Here is a 21,254-nt window from a genome sequence, read left to right on the forward strand (position 1 = left end):
CTATGCACTTCACAGACCGCGAGGTAACACCTGATGGCACGTGTACTCGTCATTGAAGACAACCCGGACAACCTGGAGTTGATGACCTATCTGCTCAAGGCGTTTGGCTACTCTGTATTGACCGCTGTGGATGGTGAAGCCGGCATCGCGCGGATTGCGCAAGAAAAGCCGGACCTGGTGGTGTGCGACATTCATCTTCCCAAGGCTGATGGCTACGAGGTCGCCCGACGCACCAAGGCCGACCCATCGCTGGCGGGCATCCCCATGGTGGCTGTCACCGCTTTGGCCATGGTTGGCGATCGAGACCGCGTGTTGGCGGCCGGGTTTGATGGCTACCTGACCAAGCCCATTGATCCCCAAACATTCATTGGCGATTTGGAAGGGTATTTTTTGCAGCCGTGCGCGCAGGTGGCAACCGTGGCTTGGACGGAGAACGTTGTCGCTGAGCAGCTGCCACGCTGCGATGCCAAGGTGCTGCTGGTGGACGACCTTCCGGTGAACCGCGAGCTACTACGAAGCATCCTGGAGCCATTGGGCTATCGGCTACGCATGGCTGCCGACGCCCACGAAGCTTACGCCCTGGCGTGCCAGGAAAAGCCGGACCTCATCCTCTCGGACCTTTTGATGCCGCGGCAGGATGGCCTTGCCTTCATTCGGCAAGTCAAGGGAGATCCTGGCCTGGCGGATGTGCCATTTGTCTTGCTGAGTTCGTCCGATTGGGGCGTCAAGGATCGCCATGCCGCGCTGGAGTTGGGGGCTGCCCGCTTTATCCAACGACCTATCGAACCGCGGCATTTGCTGGATGAAATTGCCGCTTGCCTCCAATCGGCCAAGGAATCAAAGCATGGCCACCATACTGATCGTTGACGACCGCGCCATCAATCGCCAGTTCCTCGGCAGCTTACTGGGCTATGGGGGGCATGTCATTGTGGAGGCGGCGGACGGCATCGAGGCGCTGGAGGTGGCTGACAAGCAGCCCCTCGACCTAGTGATTTCCGATGTCCTGATGCCCAATATGGATGGCGTAGAGTTGGCGAAACAGCTGCATGCCCATCCTTTGTTATCGAACGTTCCCATCCTCTTCTATACCGCCACCTACCGTGTCAACGACGCTCGCGATCTTGCCTCGACCTGCGGCGTCGTTGGTGTGCTACCCAAGCCGTCGGAGCCGCAGGTCATCGTCGATACGGTCACCAAAATCCTGAGAGGATCACGGCATGCCGGCACACGATCATTCCCGCACGCCGACCAGCCTGAAGAGGCAGGCCCTTTCGACCCGAACGCCGAGCAGCTCGCATCCGCCCTGCTAAGGACGGGCGACTTGCAGATGCACTTACGCCAGGCGTTGGAGCAGGGCTTGGTGCAAGTAGGTGAAGTACCGAAGGGTGGTGGCTGGTTGTCTGCATTCAACGATGTCCAAGACATAAGCCTTCGGCTGTCCGCACTCCTCGAAGTCGGCTTGGAGCTCAGTACGGAACACGAACCGCAAGATCTGATCAAGCTGTGTTGCCGTGCAGCGCAAGACATTCTCAGTGCGCGTTTTGCGGCGATCGGAATAATCGAGGACGACAAGCTTGTACTCAGTGCCACGCGGGGCTTGCCGGCGGAGGCAAGTGCCGAGATGCGCCACATGGATCCTTGCAGCGGCGTGCTCGGCGCCGCCCTATCGACTTCGAAGCTCTGCCGCGTATACGACTGGGATGGCACCGTCGTCGAACTCGGCTTGCCCCCCGCGCATCCACCGATCACGCACATGCTGGTCGTACCGCTGTCTACGGCGAGTCGAACGCTTGGATGGATCTACTTTGGCGATAAGCTCAATGGCGCACGTTTCAATGACTCCGACGAGCAACTTGCTACCACCTTGGCAGTACAGTTGACGCAAGCCTACAAAAATCTATCGATGCTGGAACAAGTTCGATGGAATGCCGCTCAGTTGCAGGCGGAAGTTGACGTACGCAAGGCAGCCCTGGCCGCGCTTGCCCAAAGCGAGCAGCGATTCAGGCAAATCGCGGAGAACTTGAAGGAAGTGCTGTTTCTGATCGATCCGGAGGAAGCGAATAATTTCTACGTCAGTCCTGCCTACGAGACAATCTGGCAGCAGTCCTGCCAGACCCTGCGCGAGCGCCCCCTCGCCTGGATGGACATCATCCATGAGGATGACCTCGAAGCAATCAAGCAAAGCAATGCCCGGCGCCAAATCACTGGCTTGATAGACATTGAATATCGCATCGTGCGCCCGGACGGCAGCATGCGTTGGATAGCAACCCACGGGTTTCCGATTTTCGACGGGGCGGGCAAGCTCCACCGCATTGCGGGTATTGCCGAGGACATCAGCGAACGTAAGCAGTATGAGCAACGGATCATCCGTCTTAGCCGTATCCAGAGTGTCCTGTCCGGAATCAACGCTGCCATTATCCGCATTCATGATAGGCAGGCATTGTTTGAAGAATCGTGCCGCATTGCGGTCGAATACGGCGGCTTCCAGATGTCGTGGATAGGTACGATGGATCCGGTCTCTCGCCACATGATCCCGCATGCGTCCGCCGGTATGTCCGAAGAAATTTTCGACATGCTTTGCCAATTCACCCGCAGTAAAACAATCGATAGCCTTACGCTATACAACCAGGCGCTACGCAGCGGCGAGGCAGTGCTGCTCAATCACCTTGCCGATGCCACGGATAATCCCGTTCATCAGGCGGCCTGGCTTGCTGGGTGCCGCTCGGTCGTCAAGTTACCGATCCGGCCTGGACGGGCCGACAGCGGCGTGCTGGCAATGCTGTCCACCGAGTCGGACTTTTATGATGTGGAGGAGCAGCGGCTGCTTAATGAGATGGCCGGCGATATCAGCTTTGGCCTGGAGTGCATCGAAAAAGAAGAGCGCCTGAGCTATCTGGCGTACTTCGATCCCTTGACGGACCTTCCCCACAGCGCCTTGTTCCAAGACCGTCTGAATCAGATGCTGCAAGGCTTCAACCCAAACGATGGGCATGTTGCCGTAATCGTTTTCGACCTGGATCATTTTACCTACATCAACGACACGTTTGGTCGCCACGTTGGCGATGCAGTACTTAAACACGTCGCTGATTGCTTGAGCATCATCCTGCCGGAATCGCAGCTGATTTCCCGCATCGGTGCCGACACCTTCGCCGTCGCCCTGAGCTGCCGCCAAGCGGGTGAGGAAGCGGGGCTATTGGCTAGAAGTCTTCTGCCTGCCCTGGCAACGCCCGTCTTACTGCTTGGTCAGGAGATCAATCTGACGGCCCACACGGGCATCGCACTCTATCCGGGAGATGGGGATAGCGCCGCCGACCTGTTCAAAAATGCCGAAGCCGCGCTGATGCGTGCGCGCGAGTCGAGCGTAGAATATTTGTATTACCGCCCGGAAATCAACGCCAGCGTGGCCCGCTCGATGGTAATGGAGCGCGAACTACGCGCGGCCGTGACGCAGCAGCAGTTCCTTGTCTACTACCAGCCTAAGCTGGACCTCAATACTGGCCGCATCATTGCGGCGGAAGCCTTGGTGCGTTGGAGCCATCCCGAGCGGGGCTTGGTGTCGCCAGCCACCTTTATCCCCTTGGCGGAAGAAACTGGCCTGATCGTGCAGATCGGCGAGTGGGTGTTACGTACGGTTTGCGCACAACAGGCCTTATGGCAGTCCTTGCATATCCCCATTGTGCCGGTGGCGGTCAATTTATCGGCATTGCAATGCCAACGTGGCGACATACAGGAAGTCATCAGGCAAACGCTGACTGAAAACAAATTAGAGGCAAAGTACCTGACACTGGAATTGACGGAGTCCGCGGTCATCCAAGACCCGACGGAAACCGTGCGGCTGATGACCGGTTTACGCAAACTGGGGCTCCATATTGCATTGGATGACTTTGGCACCGGCTATTCCTCGCTTGCTTATCTCAAACGCTTTCCATTCAGCCTGGTTAAGATTGACCACTCATTTATCGCGGATATCACCCGCAGTGCCGAGGATGCAGCCATTGCACGGACCGTTATCGCGATGGCGCATCAACTTAATATGAAGGTGATCGCCGAGGGCGTGGAAACCTTGGCCCAGCTCAACTACTTACGCGACCATGGCTGTGACGAAATACAAGGCTTTTATTTCAGTCCGCCGGTATCGGCCGCGGACTTCGAAACCATGTTGCGCGAAGGACGGCGCATGGAGCTGCCTTTGCCGTCTACCCCGGACGAGCGAACCTTACTGCTGGTAGACGATGAAATAGCACTTCTGTCGTCTTTGCAACGTATGCTGCGGCATGACGGATACCGCATTCTGACCGCACTGAGTGGTCCTGACGCACTCGAGCAACTTGCCCTGAACAAAGTACAGGTAATCGTCTCGGACCAGCGCATGCCCGATATGTCGGGCACGCAATTCCTCGAAATCGTGAAGGAGCTTTACCCGGATACGGTACGTATTATCTTGTCGGGTTACACGGACTTGCAGGTTGTCACCGATTCCGTCAATCGCGGTGCGGTATTCAAGTTCTTGACCAAGCCTTGGGATGACGATCTGCTGCGCGACCAAATACGCGATGCATTCAGGCGGCATCGTGCTGCCGTGAGCCACTAGCTCACCGCGCGCAAACCACGCAATTTTTTGGCATTGTCGGCTGCGATCCGCCGAAAGCCTTGGCTGATCAGACCACGCTGCTCGACTTCCCCCCAAAGCCGCAAGGCAAGATCGCGGGCCGCATCCCAGCATGCGCTGGTGCGCATCGTGGCGGGAGGCGGATCGAAGCGGTAATCGCGCAACTCGCCATTGAACGGTGCATAGGCCATGGGGAGCATGTCGTAGATCGGCGCAGCCTGGAAACGACAATTCGCCAGGCTGGCGTGGTTCACCGTGCCGTGGAAGGAAAGAATGCCCATATGGCGGTCCGTGTTGGCGATCAAGCCGCCGAACACGTCGAGCAATGCCACCAGCTCCCTGTCCCCACCGCTGATCAGCCGTGCCTGGCTCAATGCGTCCGCAAGCGCGGTCCAGCTTGGCGCGGAACCGAGATAATGCATCATCAGGGCATGCGCCGAATATAATGCCCGGCGACCGCGCGCGCCGACGCGGTCGAATCGATCCACTTCCAAAAATACCCGGCCATCGGCTTGCAGGATACGGCTGTTCGCAGCCAGGCCATTGCAGTATGTATTCAAGGTCCGCAGCGCCAGATGCTCCGCCACCAACAGATCCGCCCAACGCTCTCCGGCTTGGGTGTTACGCTTGGGTGAAAATTTCACCCACACCCAGCGATGGCGGAGCCCATCCTGAAGTAGGGCGGAGAATTTCGGTTGTGCGCCAGCAGCGCTTGAGCCAGGCGAGCCATTACTTATGACCGCCTCGGCCAACTTCGGGTACATCGCCGGACAGTCCGCTACCTGAATGGCGTGGGCCGACTCCTGCAGGTATCGGCCCACGGCTACGTCGCCGATAATCAGGTCGCCAATGACGTCCTCGCCGCGCATGGACAAGGCAAGCAGCGTCTGGTCGTCGTCCCAGTCCGACAGCCTATCCGGCAGGTCCAGTTCAGGAAAATTTCGTGGAAACGCACGGTCCATCAAGCCCTGTGGGCGCATGTCCCGGATAAAGAACGGCAAGCCATCGGTAACGACGGTATCGCCATTCGCGGCGGCGAACAACCATTGCTTATTTACCAAAGGGTAAAGGCACCCCGCCGGCACGGCAGCACCGGCCTCGTCGATGCGCATGACCGGCAAAGGACACGCAAGCCGCGCCGGCTGGCGCGTAGCGTGGTAACGACTGGCTCGGGCGTGACCACTGGGGAGCACGCTGCCTTCATCCTTCAAGCGCTGCAGCAAACGGGAAAGCGTGGGTTGGCTAATTGCAAGCGCATTGCACAGCGCAGGCGCGGTTTGCACGCCGTTGCGCAGGAGGTGGAGCAAGTGCGCGGCGATCAGTGGATGAGCAGGCATCTGCTGCAAGAATTGAATAGATACTGTATAGATACAGTACGAAATAAACACATCAATATCAATAACTTGATTTCAATATCCTGATGTTTGACGAATAGACTGATTACCGCATGCCAAGACGCTGGCACCATGATTCTTGCCAACCATACCGATGTAAAAAAGAAGTGTTATGCAATCCTTCGAAAGCAGCACCGTGTTCGGCGTGGAGTTCTTGGACATATCACGGGAAATAGGATGGAGGCCATTGTGGACAGTTCAAAAAAAGCGCGCAATTCAACGCTATCGATCTGCTCTTTTGCCGGTGTCGCGGTATGCTCCCGCCCGATCGATACATCCTTTAACCACCGGCCCACCTTGCCGGGCGCGATATTCGGGAGCCGACATGCTAGCTTTGCCATGGATAGCCATTTTCCTCGCTGCGCCGACCACCTCGCTTTTCAATCTTCGCTGGCTGGGGCTGGCCTTGCTAACCGTCGGCTATGGCGCCGCGTTGATAAACGGGCAGCTCGGCATCGTGGCCACGCTTCCCATCGCGCTACTGGCCTTGGCCGCATACGCCGTATCGCCGCAACGAAAAGCGTACTTCCGCTACCTGGGCCATGCGCTGTACCTGATCCTGGCCATCGCCCTGTGCCTGCACAAGCTGCCAGGCTTTCAAAACGTGCTGGTGATCGACGCACAGCGTTTTACCGCCGACGCCCAGCCGTTCACGATGTATCTGAACCTCGACAAGCCCTTGGCCGGCTTCTGGTTGCTGCTGGTACTGCCTTGGATACGCCCGGTTCACGACCTCCTGCGGGCACTGAAATGGGGCGCGGCCTGCTTGCTCGCTACGGCATCGATTGGATTCGCGACTGCCTTGCTGCTGGGCGTAGTTGCGTGGGCACCCAAACTACCGTCCGACAGCGGAATCTGGCTGCTGAACAATCTATTCCTGGTCACCTTGACCGAAGAGGCCTTGTTCCGTGGCTATATCCAGGGCGGCCTGGGACGGCTGCTCGAGCGGCATGCCCACGGTGCCACGCTTGCTCTGGTGATCGCTTCGCTCTTGTTCGGGCTGGCACATGCCGGGGGCGGCTGGCAGATGATCGTACTCGCCGGTATCGCAGGCCTAGGCTATGGTTTGGCATTTCAACGCGGTGGCCTGCTGGCCGCCTGGCTGACACACTTCGGCTTCAATGCCTTGCATTTCTTCCTGTTCACCTACCCGCTGCTTGAATTGGCGAAACACTAAGCCAGCTTGCCATTTTCTTGTCATTTTCCTCCTGAGTTCCTGCGAAATCGCTCGGTATTCTGCACTTCATCGCAACCGGCAAGCCGATCCGGCGATGAAAATCAGAACAACCCACTCAGGAGAAATCGCATGTCCAATACGATGCCTATCCCCACCAGACTCTCCGCAGCCGTGCTGGCGCTTGGCCTGCTGGGCGGCGCGCTGCCGGCCGCGGCGGTCAGCGTGAATCCCGGCCTGAACGATACGCAACTGGCCAATGCGCTTGCGCCGGTCATGCAGTTCGCCGGGGGTGAAACGCGCTTTCCGATTTCTATCGAATCGTTTTATCAACACTCGGTGCTGAAGGATAAATTCGGCAACATCCTGAAGTCCTATCCGAAAACCGTTACCGAAATGACCACGGTTACCGGCACGAACCTCGGCAACAAAGACGATTACTACCTGGATATCGACGCCAGCGCCGATGGCGCCAACTATGACGGCAATGCGCCCATCTATGCCCACGTGGTGAAATACAGCAAGAATGGCGTGAACTACCGCGAAGCGCAATTTGCGGCACTCTACGGCTACAACGACTGCGAAATGTTCCGCTCCCACTCCAAGAAATTTGTGTGGGACAAAATGAGCAAGTACAACTTTGCGTGGTGCAATTTCGGTCGCCACCCCGGCGATTGGGAACATATGAGCGTGCGCATCAATGCCGCTACCGGCGAAGTCACCGACGTCTATATGAACGCCCATGGCAAGCAGCAACGGCTGGCGCCCAAGGATGTCACCTGGGTAAACAATCGCCCCAAGGTCTATGTCGCGCAGAATTCCCACGGCACCCACCCCGGTACCGAGTTCTATTCCTCGTCGACCATCATCGATAGCGATTGGAGCTGGGCATCGTCCGGTTTCGCCACGCCGGCAGGGCTGTATAGCCTGAAGGTCGGCGACCTGACCGACAATAACGGCAAGACCTGGGATACTTCGGGCAAGGTTCGCATGCTGGCCACCGCGGACGGCAGCTCTCCCACGAACCCCATTACCGAGTTCCCCGGCCGCTGGGGCAGGATCAATGTGGACAATACCAACGTACAGAGCCCACGTGGCAATGTCCCGCACGTAAAAGACGGCGATATGGTGGGCTTGGCGACCTTTATCTTCAAGGCGTCGCCGTTGTTGAACGATTACAAGACCGGTACCGGCCCATCGGGCCCCTGGCAGACCGGCTGGTGGGATGGTGAAGACAACTGATCCACTGACTGGTTGACTGCAAAACTTGCTGAAGCACAAGGCGGCCTCCAAGGCCGCCTCTGTGGCGTGGCAATGCGCCTCGCATGGATGGAGATTTGGATGCATCACCCTGGATTGAGAACCAAACTGATGGTCTCGCTGGTCAGTTTTGGTTTGCTGATCGTCGCTACCATGTACTTCACCGTTCGGTGGGGCTTCGAGCAGGGTTTTACCGCCTTTATCGACCATAGCCAGCGCCAGATGGCCATTGGGCTGCAATATATGCTGCAGACCCGTTACGCCACGCCGGAGAAGTGGCGTCAAATCCTGGAGTCACCCCCCGCTTGGCGTAGCGCGATGGAGAGCATCGTGCCCAATATGCCCGAGCCCCCGCGCGGCAAGGAAAGGCCGCCCTCGGCGATGCCCAGCCAGCAAGCCGGCGGATCGCCGCCCCAGCTCCCCCACCGTCCACAAGTCCCCATCGTGTTGCTGGACGAACAGCAGCGGGTATTGATGGGACCGCGTTTTCCCATCGACAAGTTGGAGAAATTTCCCATCCGCGGCACCGACGGCCACTTGTACGGCTATCTCGGGCGCATGCCGGTACGCAGCGATGCCAAGTTCAATAGTGCGGACAATGTGTTTTTCAGCAGCTTGCAGCGGCTTTTGCTGGTGGGCTGCGGTGCTGCCGCCATGCTGGCGATCATTCTGTCCTGGCCGCTGTCCCGGCTGTTGCTGCGGCCGGTACAGCGGATAGACGAAGCCTTGGCGCGCCTGGCGGCACGCGACAACAGCGTACGCCTGCCTACCGGTTCAAATGACGAGCTCGGCCGGCTCGCCGTCAACGTCAACCGGCTTGCCGCGAGCTTGCAGGAGCATTCCGACGCCCAGCAACAGTGGCTGACCGACCTTGCCCATGAGCTGCGCACCCCGCTCAGTGTGCTGCAGGGCGAGTTGGAGGCCTTGCAGGAAGGGGTGCGCCATTACGACCAATCCATCAATCAACAGCTGGGCGGCCAGGTAGCACGTATGTCCAAGCTGGTGGACGAGTTGAAGGAGCTGCTGCTCAGCGACCGGGCGGCCATGCGCTATGAGTTCCGGCCCATCGACCTGTGCGAATTGCTGCGGGATGAGCTGGATGGTCTGCGCAGCCATTTCGAGCGCATCGGCATTCGCATCCAACTCGATGTCTCGCCCCATGCGCACATGCAGGGGGATGCCGACAAGCTCGCGCAAATGATCGTCAACCTGGGCCAGAATAGCCTGAGATATACCGACTCGCCGGGCGTGCTGGATATTCGCCTGCACCGTACCGCAACCGGTTGGCGGCTGCTTTGGCAAGACAGCGCGCCGGGTGTGCCGGAAGAGGCGCTGCCACATCTGTTCGAGCGCTTCTACCGCGTCGATGCCAGCCGCCACCGCGCGACCGGTGGCACCGGCCTGGGCCTGGCCATCGTGGCGAATATCGTCCACGCCCATGACGGCACGATCCATGCAGGCCATAGCCCCTTGGGCGGCCTGTGCCTGACCATCGACTTACCTTCTCTGGAAGCCTGATCTTGAACCGCGTACTGATAGTGGAAGACGAAGAACGGTTGGCGGGCCTATTGCAGGATTTTCTGCGCCAGGCGGGCTTCCAAACGCATTGGCTCGACGACGGCGGCGCGGTACTGCCTTGGGTCGCGGCGAATACGCCGGATGCCATCATCCTGGACTTGATGCTGCCCAATGTGGATGGCCTGAGCATCTGCCGCGAAATCCGCCGCCATAGCGATGTACCCATCCTGATCACCACCGCGCGCGTCGAGGAGATCGACCGCTTGCTGGGTCTTGAGCTGGGCGCCGACGACTATATCTGCAAGCCGTACAGCATGCGCGAGACCGTGGCGCGAATCAAAGCCGTACTGCGGCGGCGTACGCCCGGTCTGCCGGCAATCGATACGCCCCTGCAATTCGAAGACGAGAAGCTGCGCGCCACCCTCAAGGGGCAGGTGCTCGGCCTCACCCAGATCGAATACCAGTTGCTACGCTTGATGGCCCAATCCCCCGGCCGCATCTTTTCCCGCGACGCACTGATGGACAAGATCTACCACGATAATCGCGTGGTGGCGGATCGCACCGTGGATAGCCATGTAAAGAAGCTGCGCCGCAAAATGGCTGAAGGGGAGGCCGCACATGAGTACATTCAGTCGGTGTACGGGGTCGGTTATAAATTCGAACCGCCGGAAGGCTGAGAGGGTGGGCTAGCCACCCTGCGTGCAGCATCAATGTGCGATGGCGATCTTGCCGAAATGCCGCCCGCCCGCGCTGAGTTCGGCATACGCGCTGCTGGTTTCGGCGATGCCGAAAACCCGGTCGATGACCGGCACGATGCGGTGCGCGGCAATCGCCCGCGTCGCCTCGGCCAGATCGGCAACCGAACCGGTGTTGTTGCCGACGATCCGCAATGCCTTGACGATAATGGGCAGCATATCGATGGACGCTGCGGTGCCACCGATAAATCCGACCGTAAATACGGTGCCGCCAACGGTGGCAGCATTGAGCGAACGCGCAAAATTCGCCCCGCCGACCGTCTCCACGACCAAATCGGCGCCACGGCCTTCGGTAAGCTCGAGCACTTCCTCATCCCAAGCCGGCATAGCGCGATAATTGATGAGATGGTCGGCTCCCAACTGGCGCGCACGCGCCAATTTTTCGTCGGATGACGAGGCGAGAATGACGGTCGCGCCGGCAGCCTTGGCGAACTGCAGGGCAAAGATGCTGACCCCACCGGTTCCCAACAGCACAACCACCGATCCAGGCCGTACCTGAGCCGAGCGCACGCCATTCCAGGCGGTCGTGGCGGCAATGGGGAGCGCCGCGCCGTGAACAAAGTCGAGGTGCGCAGGCAGGGCGACCAGGCTGGCGACCGGTACGGCCACGTACTCGGCCAAGGAGCCGGGCAAGTTGACGCCACGTAGCGCGGCCACATTGTGTGGCGTGATGCCCCCACCTTGCCAGTTCGGCATGAAGTGCGGGATCACCCGGTCGCCAAGCGACAGCCCGCTGACTCCTTCGCCCAATACCGCTACTTCGCCCGCACCGTCGGCAACCGGAATCATCGGAAAACCCGACGCAGGAAAGTGCCCTGTCGCAACGGCCACATCCAGGAAGTTCAGGGTCGCGGCACGCAGGCGCACCAGCACCTCGCCGCGGCCGACCTTAGGCTCGGGCAACTCGGTCTGGCGGAAGGCATTCAGCGCGGGAGCGGTGAGTTCGATGGCTTTCATGTTTTTCTCCTCAAATTGGATAGGGAAGGGTGGCCGGCTGCTTTTTGTCATCCCCCGTGACGGCAGGAACAGCGTCAGTTTCATTTGGTATTGATGCGAGATAAACTGCGTTTCTATTGATACATTTGAAAGTCTGAGTGCTTAATGGACTTGCTGGACAGCATGAAGGTGTATGTTTTGGCGGTGGAAAGAGGCAGCCTGAGTGCCGCTGCCGTGGCTTGCGGCATCTCGGCAACGATGGCGGGCAACCACCTGCGGACGCTGGAGAAGCGGCTGGGTATGCAATTGCTCAACCGGACCACCCGACGCCAGCACCTGACCACGTTCGGCGAGGACTATTACACCCGCTGCAAGGAAATCCTCCGGCTGGTGGCCGAGACCGATGCGCAGGCGCAGAACCTGCAGCTGGCGCCTGCCGGCAAATTGCGCATCACCGCACCCGTTACCTTCGGCACGGAAGCGCTGATGCCGGCCTTGTCGGTGTATATGGCGCGCCACCCCGAGGTGAGCATCGATGCGGCCTTGTGCGACCGGGTGGTGGATCTGGTGGAGGAGGGCTTCGAAGCGGCCATCCGGATCGGCCAGCTACCGGACTCGTCGCTGATCGCGAAGCCCCTCTCGCCGTACCGTTTGATGATCTGCGCGTCGCCGGACTACCTGGCGCGCCGGGGGACGCCATGCCAGCCGCAGGACCTGAGCCGCCACGAGTGCATTTCCTTCAGCCATGTGGCCGTGGCACAGTGGCGCTTGATGGATAAGGATGACATCTGCAGCGTGCCCGTCTCGGGTAGGCTGCAAGTCAATCACGGCCAGGCGCTACGGGTGGCAGCCCTGCATGGCCTTGGCATCGTGCTGCAACCCGCGATTCTGATGGAAGCGGATATCCAGGCTGGCCACCTGGTCCAGCTCCTGCCATCCTACGAACTACCTAGCCGTCCCATGCATATTGTTTACCTGCCGGATCGCTACCGTTCCCCCAAGCTGCGTAGCTTTGTGGATTTCATGGTGGAGCGGTTTGGCTGAGAGGCACACGCGAGTTCCCTATGAGTACGATACCGCACGGACTTGGGTGCCGCTCGCGGCGACACTCCGCTATGGAATCACCATCGAAGCACACCCCCTCGACTGACGACATCGACGACCTTGCGCGGCTGCTCGGCGCAGACCTGGCGAATGGACTCACCGCAGGCGAAGCGCAGCGACGACTTGCGCAAAACGGACCCAACGAACTTCTTGCCACCCCCCGGATCGCCACTTGGCGCCGCGTGCTATCGCATTTCCAAGACCCCCTTATCTATCTCTTGCTGGGAGCGATCGTGATTTCGCTGACAGCTTGGGTATTCGAGGGACGGGAAGGTTGGCCCGTGGATGCAATCGTTATCGCTTTGATTGTCGTCCTGAACGGGGTGCTGGGCCATGTGCAGGAAGCCAAGGCGCACGACGCCGTGGCCGCATTGGCCCGAATGAACGCACCGGCCGCATCCGTCGTGCGCGATGGCCAGGTGCAGCGCGTACAGAGCGTGGAGTTGGTAAAGGGAGATATGCTGGTGCTGGCCGAGGGCGATGCCATCGCGGCCGATGCCCGCCTGGTCCAGGCCGCGTCCCTGCGCGTACAGGAGAGTTCACTGACCGGTGAGAGCGAGGCAGCGCTCAAGGACCCCGCGACGCTACCTGGTCCAGCGGCATTGGGCGACCAGCGCAATATGGTCTTCAACGGTACTTTTGTCGCACAGGGAAACGGTCGCGCCGTGGTCGTCGCCACGGGCATGTCCACGCAGATGGGTTCGATTGCAGGCATGCTCGCTGCCACGGTCCAGCAGCCTACACCGCTGGAAAAGGAGATCGCCCACATCGGCCGCATGCTCGGCATCGCGGTACTGGTCATCGCCGTCGTCGTGGTGGGCACGGTCCTGCTGATCGCCAAGCCGGCCAGTATCGGCGAAGTCATCGGCGTGCTACTGCTCGGTGTCGCCCTGGCGGTTGCGGCGGTGCCCGAAGGGCTCCCGGCCATCCTCTCCGTCGTATTGGCGCTGGGGGTTCAGCGCATGGCCCGGCACAACGCGATCATCAAGAACCTCTCGTCGGTCGAGACCCTGGGGGCCACCTCGGTCATCTGTTCGGACAAGACGGGAACGCTGACCCGCTCGGAAATGACTATCGTGCGCGTGATGACCGCCTCTGGCGAGACGGACATCACGGGTGGGGGATACGCACCGGAAGGCCAGGTGGAATACAAAGGTGCCCGCTTGCAATCCGGTCCCGTCCTTGCCGAGCATATCGCGCTGCTGAGCGGCGGCAGCCTGGCGGGCAATGCGTCACTGCGGCAGGTGGAAGGGGGGGCATGGGAAGCTCACGGCGACCCTACGGAGGCGGCGTTTCTGGTGGCGGAGCGCAAGCTGGGCATCACCGAACGGCGCGAGCGGCGGTTCCAGCGCATCGGCGAAATCCCGTTCACCTCCGAGCGCAAGATGATGTCGACGATAGAGCTGGACCATGAGCACGGCGACGAGCGGGTATTGATCTGCAAAGGCGCACCCGACGTCCTGCTGGGGCAATGCACGCGGGTGAGGGTAGGGGTGGAAGTTGTCGCGCTTGATGAAGCGCTGCGCGCGAAGTTCCTTGCGGACGTCGACACCCTCTCCAGCGCCGCATTGCGTACGCTCGCGGTCGCCTATCGCCCGCTCGCCGCGGACGAGGATGCGCAAGCAACGGAGTCACTGGAACGGGACCTTATCTTCGTGGGCACCGCGGGCATCATCGATCCGCCGCGCGAGGAAGCGGCGGTGGCGATTCGCGAAGCGCGTCGCGCCGGCATCCGGGTCATCATGATCACGGGCGATCACCCGCTTACCGCGACGCGCATCGCAGCCGACCTGGGGCTGGTGGACGCCGGGGCGGTGGCGCTAAGCGGAACCGAGCTTGACCGGCTCGACGACGCGGCCTTTGCCGAAGCGGTACGCCACACCTCGGTCTACGCCCGCGTCGCGCCGGCACACAAGCTGCGCATCGTGGATGCCCTGCAGGCCGACGGGAGCATCGTCGCCATGACGGGGGACGGCGTGAACGATGCGCCGGCCCTGAAGGCGGCCGATATCGGCGTGGCGATGGGTATCACCGGCACCGAAGTGGCAAAGGGCGCGGCCAGGATGATCCTGGCCGACGACAACTTTGCGACCATCGTCGAGGCGGTGCGCGAGGGGCGCGGCATCTTCGACAACATCCGCAAATTCCTGCGCTATCTTTTGTCCTCCAATATGGGCGAGGTGCTGACGGTTTTTCTGGGAGTGGTGGGCGCAGGCGTCATCGGCCTGACGACCGCGGACGGTGCGCTGGTGCTGCCATTGCTGGCAACCCAGATCCTCTGGCTCAACCTGATCACCGACTCATGGCCTGCGCTGGCGATGGGAATCGACCCTGCCGGCGACGACGTCATGGCGCGCAAGCCCCGCCAATCGGGCGAGCGGGTGATCGATGCCGACATGTGGTGGGGCGTGGTCGCGATCGGCGCGGTCGTGGCGGTGGTGACACTGCTCACGATGGACATGTATCTGCCGGGCGGATTGATCGAAGGCGAGCGAGACCTTGCCAACGCACGCACGGCTGGATTCACCGTGCTGGTATTCGCACATTTATTCAATTGCTTCAATGCCCGTTCGGAAACCGCCAGTGCATTCACCCATCCAACGACCAACCGCTGGCTCTGGGGCGCGGTTGCGCTTTCCGGCATATTGCAGGTGGGGGTGGTGCACCTCGATCTACTGAACCTGGCCTTCGGCACCGCACCGTTGACGCTGGACCAGTGGCTGGTCTGCGGCGCGATGGGGAGTGTCGTACTGTGGTTCAGTGAATTACGTAAGTTTTTGAGAAGACGCGCAAAAAAATAGCGTAGTCGTCCCATGCATATGGTTTACCTGCCGGATCGCTACCGTTAACCAAAAATGCGAAGCTTTGTGGATTTCATGGTGGAGCGATTTGGCTGGGAGGCTCAAACTGCGTCAATGGATTTCCAATGGAATGGAAGGATAAATGATGGCCATACACTTAATGGCGGATTTGGAAAGCGATAAGCAGCGATTTATCACCCGTGCTCGTCAGTCAGGAAAGGTTTGGGGTTTACGGTGGAAAGAAGACGGGGAGGATAAGTGGGCCTATTGCTTATCCAATAACACCGAAGGCGACGACGATTTGGAATCGGACATTAGCGTGTTCGTATTCTGGTCTGATCAAGCCTATGCGCGCCGTCACGCCGTGGCGGAATGGGCAAAGTACGTAGCCACATCAATCGAACTCGATGAATTCATTGAATACTGGCTAAGCAATATGCAAGAAGAGGGAGTATTGGTTGGTGTGAATTTCAATGCCGAGCTTGCGGGTATCGAACTTGAGCCTGCAGTGCTGGCCGAGGCTCTGGCGGGGTAACAAAACATTGAGCGCATCTGGCATTTGCCACATCTAAAATTTCTATTTAATTGAATTTACAAAACAAAACTGCCCATATGCGTTTATTCGATTACGTTGCAATGACGTGTCCATTACCTGCCGCACATCCATGCGTATCAGATTATTGCTGGCCAGATCAAACTCGGCAATATAAGTATTGACGGCGAGCGCCGTGGCCAATATCTGCGCTCCGCTGGTACCAATCGGATTATGATTCAAGTGGAGCGCGGTAAGGCCGGTGTTGATTCGCGTGGGTTGAGTTAGATACTTTTAATCCCGCTATGTTAACAACATGCATGGTATGTAAACTCTCAGGGAGGCCCGGTGAAATATAGATCAGCGAGTCTCTCGGATCGCTGAAAAAATCAATCCTCTCATTTTATATTCAGGCCCTCGCTGATAGCCGTCTTCTGTGTTTCATGCGATACTTTCTCATTTTTCTTACCAGGTTGACCTGTCCGGGGAATACATCCACCAGCCAGCCGGCATGCCAAGATATCAACATGTTAGTTCTTTAAGGTAAGCAAGTGAGCAACCTGCATATTGAAACGCCGTTATTGGAATCGCGCCCTTTAAGCGTCCTCTCAGGCCGAGCCATATGGCTCAAGCTCGATGCCTTGCAACCACCCGGATCTTTCAAGATTCGCGGCATCGGCCATGCCTGTACGGTATACCAGAGCCAAGGTGCCCAGCGCTTCGTCTCATCGTCCGGTGGTAACGCCGGTATTGCTGTCGCCTATGCCGGGCGTCGCCTCGGCATTCCCGTGACGGTAGTCGTGCCGGAGACGACCACGGAAAGAGCCAAGGAGTTGCTCCGGCTGGAGGGGGCGGAGGTCTTGGTACACGGCGGTTCATGGCAAGAGGCCAATCAGTTCGCACAAACCTTGCTTGGGCCGACCGACGCCTTTCTACATCCTTTTGATAATGCGTTGCTATGGCATGGCCATGCCACCATGATCGATGAAGTCGCCCGAACGCCATTCAAGCCGGATGCCGTAGTACTGGCAGTGGGAGGAGGGGCTTGCTTGCCGGTGTCGTCGAGGGGCTACAGCGCAATCAGTGGGGGGACGTTCCGGTACTGGCGGTAGAGACCGAAGGCGCCGCTTCATTTAATGCGGTGGTCCGCGCGGGCCGTACGGTGGAGTTGGAGCGTATCAATAGCGTTGCAACATCCCTAGCCGCGAAACGAGTGTGTGAGCAGGCATTGCTTTGTGCCAATTCACATCCCATCCATAGCCTCGTCGTAACGGATCATAGTGCCGTCACTGCCTGCGAGCGCTTTTTGGCGGATCATCGCGTTCTGGTTGAACCAGCTTGTGGGGCAGCGCTTGCTGCGGTCTATGACCAAGCGCCAGAACTGGCTAGATACAACAAAGTGTTGGTGATCGTGTGTGGTGGGGCTACGACTACCATTGATCAAATCCGTACTTGGGCAGCGCAGCTGGATAAACCGTAAAACCGCACCGATTATTGCATGCCAGGCTGAACGCATTTCCAGAAAGAAAAAGCGACGGCGAGACGGGTGCCAAGACTATTTGGTTCGGTATCTACAATTGACCACCTTGGCACCCATCATGCCCGATGCTTTGATGAGCTGCTTAATGAGGTAGCATTGCCGTTTTCTCCGACATTTTTTTCTCTTGTGTTAATCGATCGATTTCCGGTCGCAATTGCTCGTAGGATGCATATTCGGCGTTACTCAGCGTAAAGTAATTGAGCGCATACAAAGAACCTAAGCGTATTGAGGGGTCTTCGTTAGCGTTACGCAAAATATTGAACAGCGGCGCTTTGAAGCCTTCAGAGCGAATGTTGCCGCTGATGATCATATCGAGCGCCACCTGCCGTACTTGTGGTGCGCTATCGGCAAGCCCTTGATTGACATTGGGTGTTAAGGTTTCTCCTGACTTGTTCCATTGCAAGAGCGCCATGAGACTTGTAGCACGTATGTTCGGATCGGAATGTTGTGTCAGGTTACGTACGCGTTCAACCATTGCGCGCGACTCCGCAGGTTCAATTATCCCCGGTTGCATTAAGTTGAGTAGCGCACCAGACAGCACAGAGGGGTCTTGTTCCTGTTCAAGCGTTTGTGCAACCAGGCGATAGCTTTCCGCCGTATGGGGAAGCGAAGCCATGAGGCCGAAGCCTTCACGTCGCTGCGTAATATTGTTGCTGCTTGCAAGACGCACGGCGAACGCTTGTACATCTGGCGCAGCATTACCATTCAAGAGTGTTTGCAATCTGTCTCGCATTTCGGCGTCTGGTTCCTGTGTAAGGCGGCGCATCACCTGCATGCGTGCCGTAGCATCGGTCTGCAATGTCTGCATGAGTGTGTTCCATGCTTCTGGGTCTGGGTCGTCACGGTGGGCAGCAAGCGCACGGTTAAGCGCATCTTCAAAAGAAGTCGGCACGCCACGCGTAGCACGCACAACTGCGTGCTGTATGCGTTGTACGATCGGTTGAGCAACCGGGGCTTCAGGAAGAAAGGGGGGTACCGCCTTACTCTCGATAGTAAGCGGGGAAGGTGAACCATCTTTGACGGCCCAGGCCGTGCCAAAGCCCATGCTTGCAGCAAGCGCAGCAAAACTGGCTACATACGAAGTCGAATAAGTACGCATTGAATTACCCCCCAAATCGCACGCGTAGAGGTGCTGCGAGCAGCAAGTCCTTTCGCATGCGAGGCTGATTTTATAAGTTGAATCTGTCCATAAGACACCACCCTTTGGGACCACAATACTCTGATCCCAAAGGGTGAAGCGTGGTTTACAGCGAACGTCTATACCAGTGCTGGAAGTTACCGCCATTGCATCCGAGCGTATAAGTATTACCGGCAGCATTGCTGTCCAAACATCTCAATGTCGAGACGTTGGTCATGCGCCATGAGCCACCGCCGTTGCTGACATAGGTATGACGCCAGCGTTGATAGTTACCGCCATTGCATCCGAGCGTGTAAGTATGACCGGACGTATTGCTGTCCAGGCAGCGATTGGTTGCCACATTCCTCATCTCTATGCCATAAGAATTGAAATAAAGATTCCAGCGCTGATAATTACCTGAATTGCACCCCATCGTGTATACAGAGCCGCTCCAATTGCTGTCTAGGCAAAGAAGCGTGGCAACATTGGTGAATTCACTTGCCGCGTGGGCAGTGCCCGGAATCAATACCTGAATGGCTGCTGCCACCACTGTGCTGAAAAAAACTTTCCTCCTGATTGTTCGCATTTTTAGCTCCTTGGTTGATGCAGGTTAGCGCTTATGCGTCTTACAAGCGCGCAGCGGTACAAACACTCGTTACAGCACAAAAGCGGCAAACCGAGCATCCATTTGGCCTTTAAAGGCCAGGGGCCTCATTTCTTTGAGGCAAAGGATTTTGATGCAGGCTTCCGCTGCTAATTACCTTAGAACCTGTTTTCAAAGTGTCAACATCCATCGTGTCATGCAGTCTTGGCCGCGCATGGAAAATCTGGAATTTCATTTTATTGAGGCGATGCCGACGGCGTTGGCAGTAACGACTTGGTGCGCCGAATGATGCCGCCACAGAACGCCTCGGTAACGAAATTGGTTTTCAATCTACGCCAAGACAAAGATGGACGCATCCTCCAGATTGGGGAGTCGTCGCGGAGACGGAAGAGTAGGGGGGCTGGGTCACCATTTGGATCAGGCGCGGCCAACGGAAAGTCAAGGCGGCTGGTAAAAATGATAGGCGTGCTCCGCGAAGGTATGGATATAGATTCCGCCATCTCCCGGGTAATGGACTGATTGGTGGGCTTAAGTTAACTTATGAGTGAATGAGAATTATAAATTTATAAATGAATATAATAGAATACATATGCCCTCTTGTTGACATTGCCTTCCATTGTCTTCAATAAATTATTCGGTGCTGAAGATAATCCTGGCCCCGGCCCTGCCGTTTTCGTCAAGCCGCCTTGACCGGCATCGCCGACAAGCCCGGCGAAGTAGGCCGCGGCGACGAGGGCGGCATATGCGACAGGCTGTGCGCCTGCGTACCACGGGGAGAGGCCGCGGCAGGAGGGGAAGGTGGAGGGGGGTGGCGCGACTCGGACGACATATTGGAACCCCGCGTAGTGCGAGCCCCCTTGTGCACATGCACCTGGCTGTCCCCGCTGCCGGCTGCAGAGTTGCCCGAGCTATCCGCCCGGCCGCGTTTTCGGCCCACTACTTCTACGTTGGCGCTTGCCTTGGCCGCTGATTTGCCTCCTCGTCTGTCCACCGGTTTCCCCCAGTCATCCTTTGAACGCTGGCCGGCAGCTTTGCCACTTGTGCAAGCCGCTCAGCACCGCCGTGCCGTGCGCAAGAACCATGCCCTGAGGTATACGCGGCGAGGGCTTGATTTTGCTGGGGGTAGGCGGTGACATCGGTCGGCCAGGGGGTAGAAAAACACCCGAAGCGGGTGGGAAAACACTCGATTAGGGTAATGAAATATGACCATTACACAGACAGGGTGTTGCGGAGTACCAATTGTGTAGGCCAAGCTGAGATTGCCGGTCCCCAGCCATTTCAAAACTTCCGGTCTGCCTCGCGTCCTTGCGACACGATGCTGGCTTTCCAAGCACCAGGCCTGGCTCGTCTCGCCGCCGGTGGGAAAAGCTGGCAAGCACCCCGCCGGCCGGCTACTCTCGCTACAGATCTAGCTCATGCCGCTTGCACGCGCACTGGTCGTGGTCGGCGCCGGCACAGGACCAGGTGTTGTCGCTGGCTACTTCGCATTGTTCATCGACGGCTTCATCGCCAATGCCGCTGGACCGACGAAATGCGCTCACCCATGACACCCCTGAAGTGCTTCCGACAATGAAAGACGCCGTCGAATATTTTTACAGGCTGCGCTACCTTGCGAGAACCTTAGGTGAGGCTGCTAGCGCACCCTAGCCGGCGGCCGCTGGAACAAATGCAGCACGTGAGAGGGAAGGGGGCCTGTCAGTAATTTCGTGTTCAAGGCATGAAGAAAGCGTTGATTGAAAGGGCGCTCGGCGCCGAGATGAACCATCATCTTGGCTATCTACCCGGTGCCGCCAAGCCGATCACCTCTACCAATCAACGCAACGGCAGGGACGCCAAGACCATCCTGACCGAGGACGGCCCTGACTCCTCAAGAAGGTCTTTTACCCACCTCGGGTATCCACACCCTTTTC

At 58.4% G+C, this 21,254-nt stretch carries 14 protein-coding genes and 2 pseudogenes; 11 read left to right on the plus strand and 5 right to left on the minus strand.

Annotated elements, in window-relative coordinates:
- Positions 1-33: 33 nt before the first annotated feature.
- Together FNU76_RS24225 and FNU76_RS22850 are read left to right on the plus strand one after the other, a co-directional pair.
- Positions 34-867: a response regulator gene (locus tag FNU76_RS24225; protein WP_179958253.1), complete on the plus strand. Its 834-nt coding sequence runs from the start codon at positions 34-36 to the stop codon at positions 865-867.
- Complete coding sequence (locus FNU76_RS22850) at positions 845-4,591, plus strand: EAL domain-containing protein (RefSeq protein ID WP_179958254.1); 3,747 nt, start codon at positions 845-847, stop codon at positions 4,589-4,591. The genes FNU76_RS24225 and FNU76_RS22850 overlap by 23 nt, the downstream gene beginning before the upstream one ends.
- On the opposite strand, the gene yjjJ is transcribed toward FNU76_RS22850, so the two are convergent.
- Positions 4,588-5,946: a type II toxin-antitoxin system HipA family toxin YjjJ gene (gene yjjJ, locus FNU76_RS22855; RefSeq protein WP_144280342.1), complete on the minus strand. Its 1,359-nt coding sequence runs from the start codon at positions 5,944-5,946 to the stop codon at positions 4,588-4,590. The genes FNU76_RS22850 and yjjJ overlap by 4 nt on opposite strands.
- A gap of 382 nt (positions 5,947-6,328) precedes the next feature.
- Between yjjJ and FNU76_RS22860 the strand changes: the two genes are divergently transcribed.
- The 4 genes from FNU76_RS22860 (at position 6,329) to FNU76_RS22875 (ending at position 10,632) form a co-directional block, all read left to right on the plus strand.
- The gene (locus FNU76_RS22860; protein ID WP_144280343.1) at positions 6,329-7,180 is read left to right on the plus strand and encodes a CPBP family intramembrane glutamic endopeptidase; all 852 of its coding nucleotides are present in this window, start codon (positions 6,329-6,331) and stop codon (positions 7,178-7,180) included.
- 129 nt (positions 7,181-7,309) lie between these two features.
- On the plus strand, positions 7,310-8,419 hold the full coding sequence (locus FNU76_RS22865) for a Vps62-related protein (RefSeq protein ID WP_144280344.1): 1,110 nt from the start codon (positions 7,310-7,312) through the stop codon (positions 8,417-8,419).
- A 114-nt stretch (positions 8,420-8,533) separates the two neighbouring features.
- Positions 8,534-9,955 (plus strand): ATP-binding protein, encoded by a 1,422-nt coding sequence (locus FNU76_RS22870; RefSeq protein ID WP_223879151.1) that lies wholly within the window; start codon positions 8,534-8,536, stop codon positions 9,953-9,955.
- Positions 9,956-9,957: 2 nt separating this feature from the next.
- Positions 9,958-10,632, plus strand: coding sequence for a response regulator (locus FNU76_RS22875; RefSeq protein WP_308418584.1), 675 nt, complete (start codon positions 9,958-9,960; stop codon positions 10,630-10,632).
- Positions 10,633-10,662: 30 nt separating this feature from the next.
- Here the strand turns inward: FNU76_RS22875 and FNU76_RS22880 are convergent, their stop codons facing one another.
- On the minus strand, positions 10,663-11,667 hold the full coding sequence (locus tag FNU76_RS22880) for a zinc-dependent alcohol dehydrogenase family protein (RefSeq protein ID WP_144280346.1): 1,005 nt from the start codon (positions 11,665-11,667) through the stop codon (positions 10,663-10,665).
- Between the two features lie 144 nt (positions 11,668-11,811).
- Between FNU76_RS22880 and FNU76_RS22885 the strand changes: the two genes are divergently transcribed.
- The 3 genes from FNU76_RS22885 to FNU76_RS22895 all read left to right on the plus strand — a co-directional run bounded on the left by FNU76_RS22885 (position 11,812) and on the right by FNU76_RS22895 (position 16,086).
- Entirely contained in the window at positions 11,812-12,690 is an 879-nt protein-coding gene (locus FNU76_RS22885; RefSeq protein ID WP_144280347.1) for a LysR family transcriptional regulator, read from the plus strand.
- A gap of 71 nt (positions 12,691-12,761) precedes the next feature.
- Positions 12,762-15,551, plus strand: a complete 2,790-nt coding sequence (locus FNU76_RS22890; protein ID WP_144280348.1) for a cation-translocating P-type ATPase — start codon at positions 12,762-12,764, stop codon at positions 15,549-15,551.
- Positions 15,552-15,693: 142 nt separating this feature from the next.
- Complete coding sequence (locus FNU76_RS22895; RefSeq protein ID WP_144280349.1) at positions 15,694-16,086, plus strand: DUF2750 domain-containing protein; 393 nt, start codon at positions 15,694-15,696, stop codon at positions 16,084-16,086.
- A gap of 42 nt (positions 16,087-16,128) precedes the next feature.
- On the opposite strand, the gene FNU76_RS25355 is transcribed toward FNU76_RS22895, so the two are convergent.
- Positions 16,129-16,353 (minus strand): leucine-rich repeat domain-containing protein, encoded by a 225-nt coding sequence (locus FNU76_RS25355; RefSeq protein WP_144280796.1) that lies wholly within the window; start codon positions 16,351-16,353, stop codon positions 16,129-16,131.
- 281 nt (positions 16,354-16,634) lie between these two features.
- On the opposite strand from FNU76_RS25355, the pseudogene FNU76_RS22905 reads away from it, so the two are divergent.
- Positions 16,635-17,563, plus strand: a pseudogene (locus tag FNU76_RS22905) (pyridoxal-phosphate dependent enzyme).
- Positions 17,564-17,705: 142 nt separating this feature from the next.
- Here FNU76_RS22905 and FNU76_RS22910 read toward each other — a convergent pair.
- Together FNU76_RS22910 and FNU76_RS22915 are read right to left on the minus strand one after the other, a co-directional pair.
- Positions 17,706-18,722, minus strand: a complete 1,017-nt coding sequence (locus FNU76_RS22910; RefSeq protein WP_144280350.1) for a hypothetical protein — start codon at positions 18,720-18,722, stop codon at positions 17,706-17,708.
- Between the two features lie 145 nt (positions 18,723-18,867).
- Complete coding sequence (locus tag FNU76_RS22915) at positions 18,868-19,326, minus strand: RICIN domain-containing protein (protein WP_144280351.1); 459 nt, start codon at positions 19,324-19,326, stop codon at positions 18,868-18,870.
- 1,738 nt (positions 19,327-21,064) lie between these two features.
- Between FNU76_RS22915 and FNU76_RS22920 the strand changes: the two are divergent.
- Positions 21,065-21,205: pseudogene (locus FNU76_RS22920) on the plus strand (IS256 family transposase); the annotation flags it as partial.
- Between the last annotated feature and the right edge of the window lie 49 nt (positions 21,206-21,254).

This window comes from Chitinimonas arctica (genome assembly GCF_007431345.1).
Classification (GTDB): domain Bacteria; phylum Pseudomonadota; class Gammaproteobacteria; order Burkholderiales; family Chitinimonadaceae; genus Chitinimonas; species Chitinimonas arctica.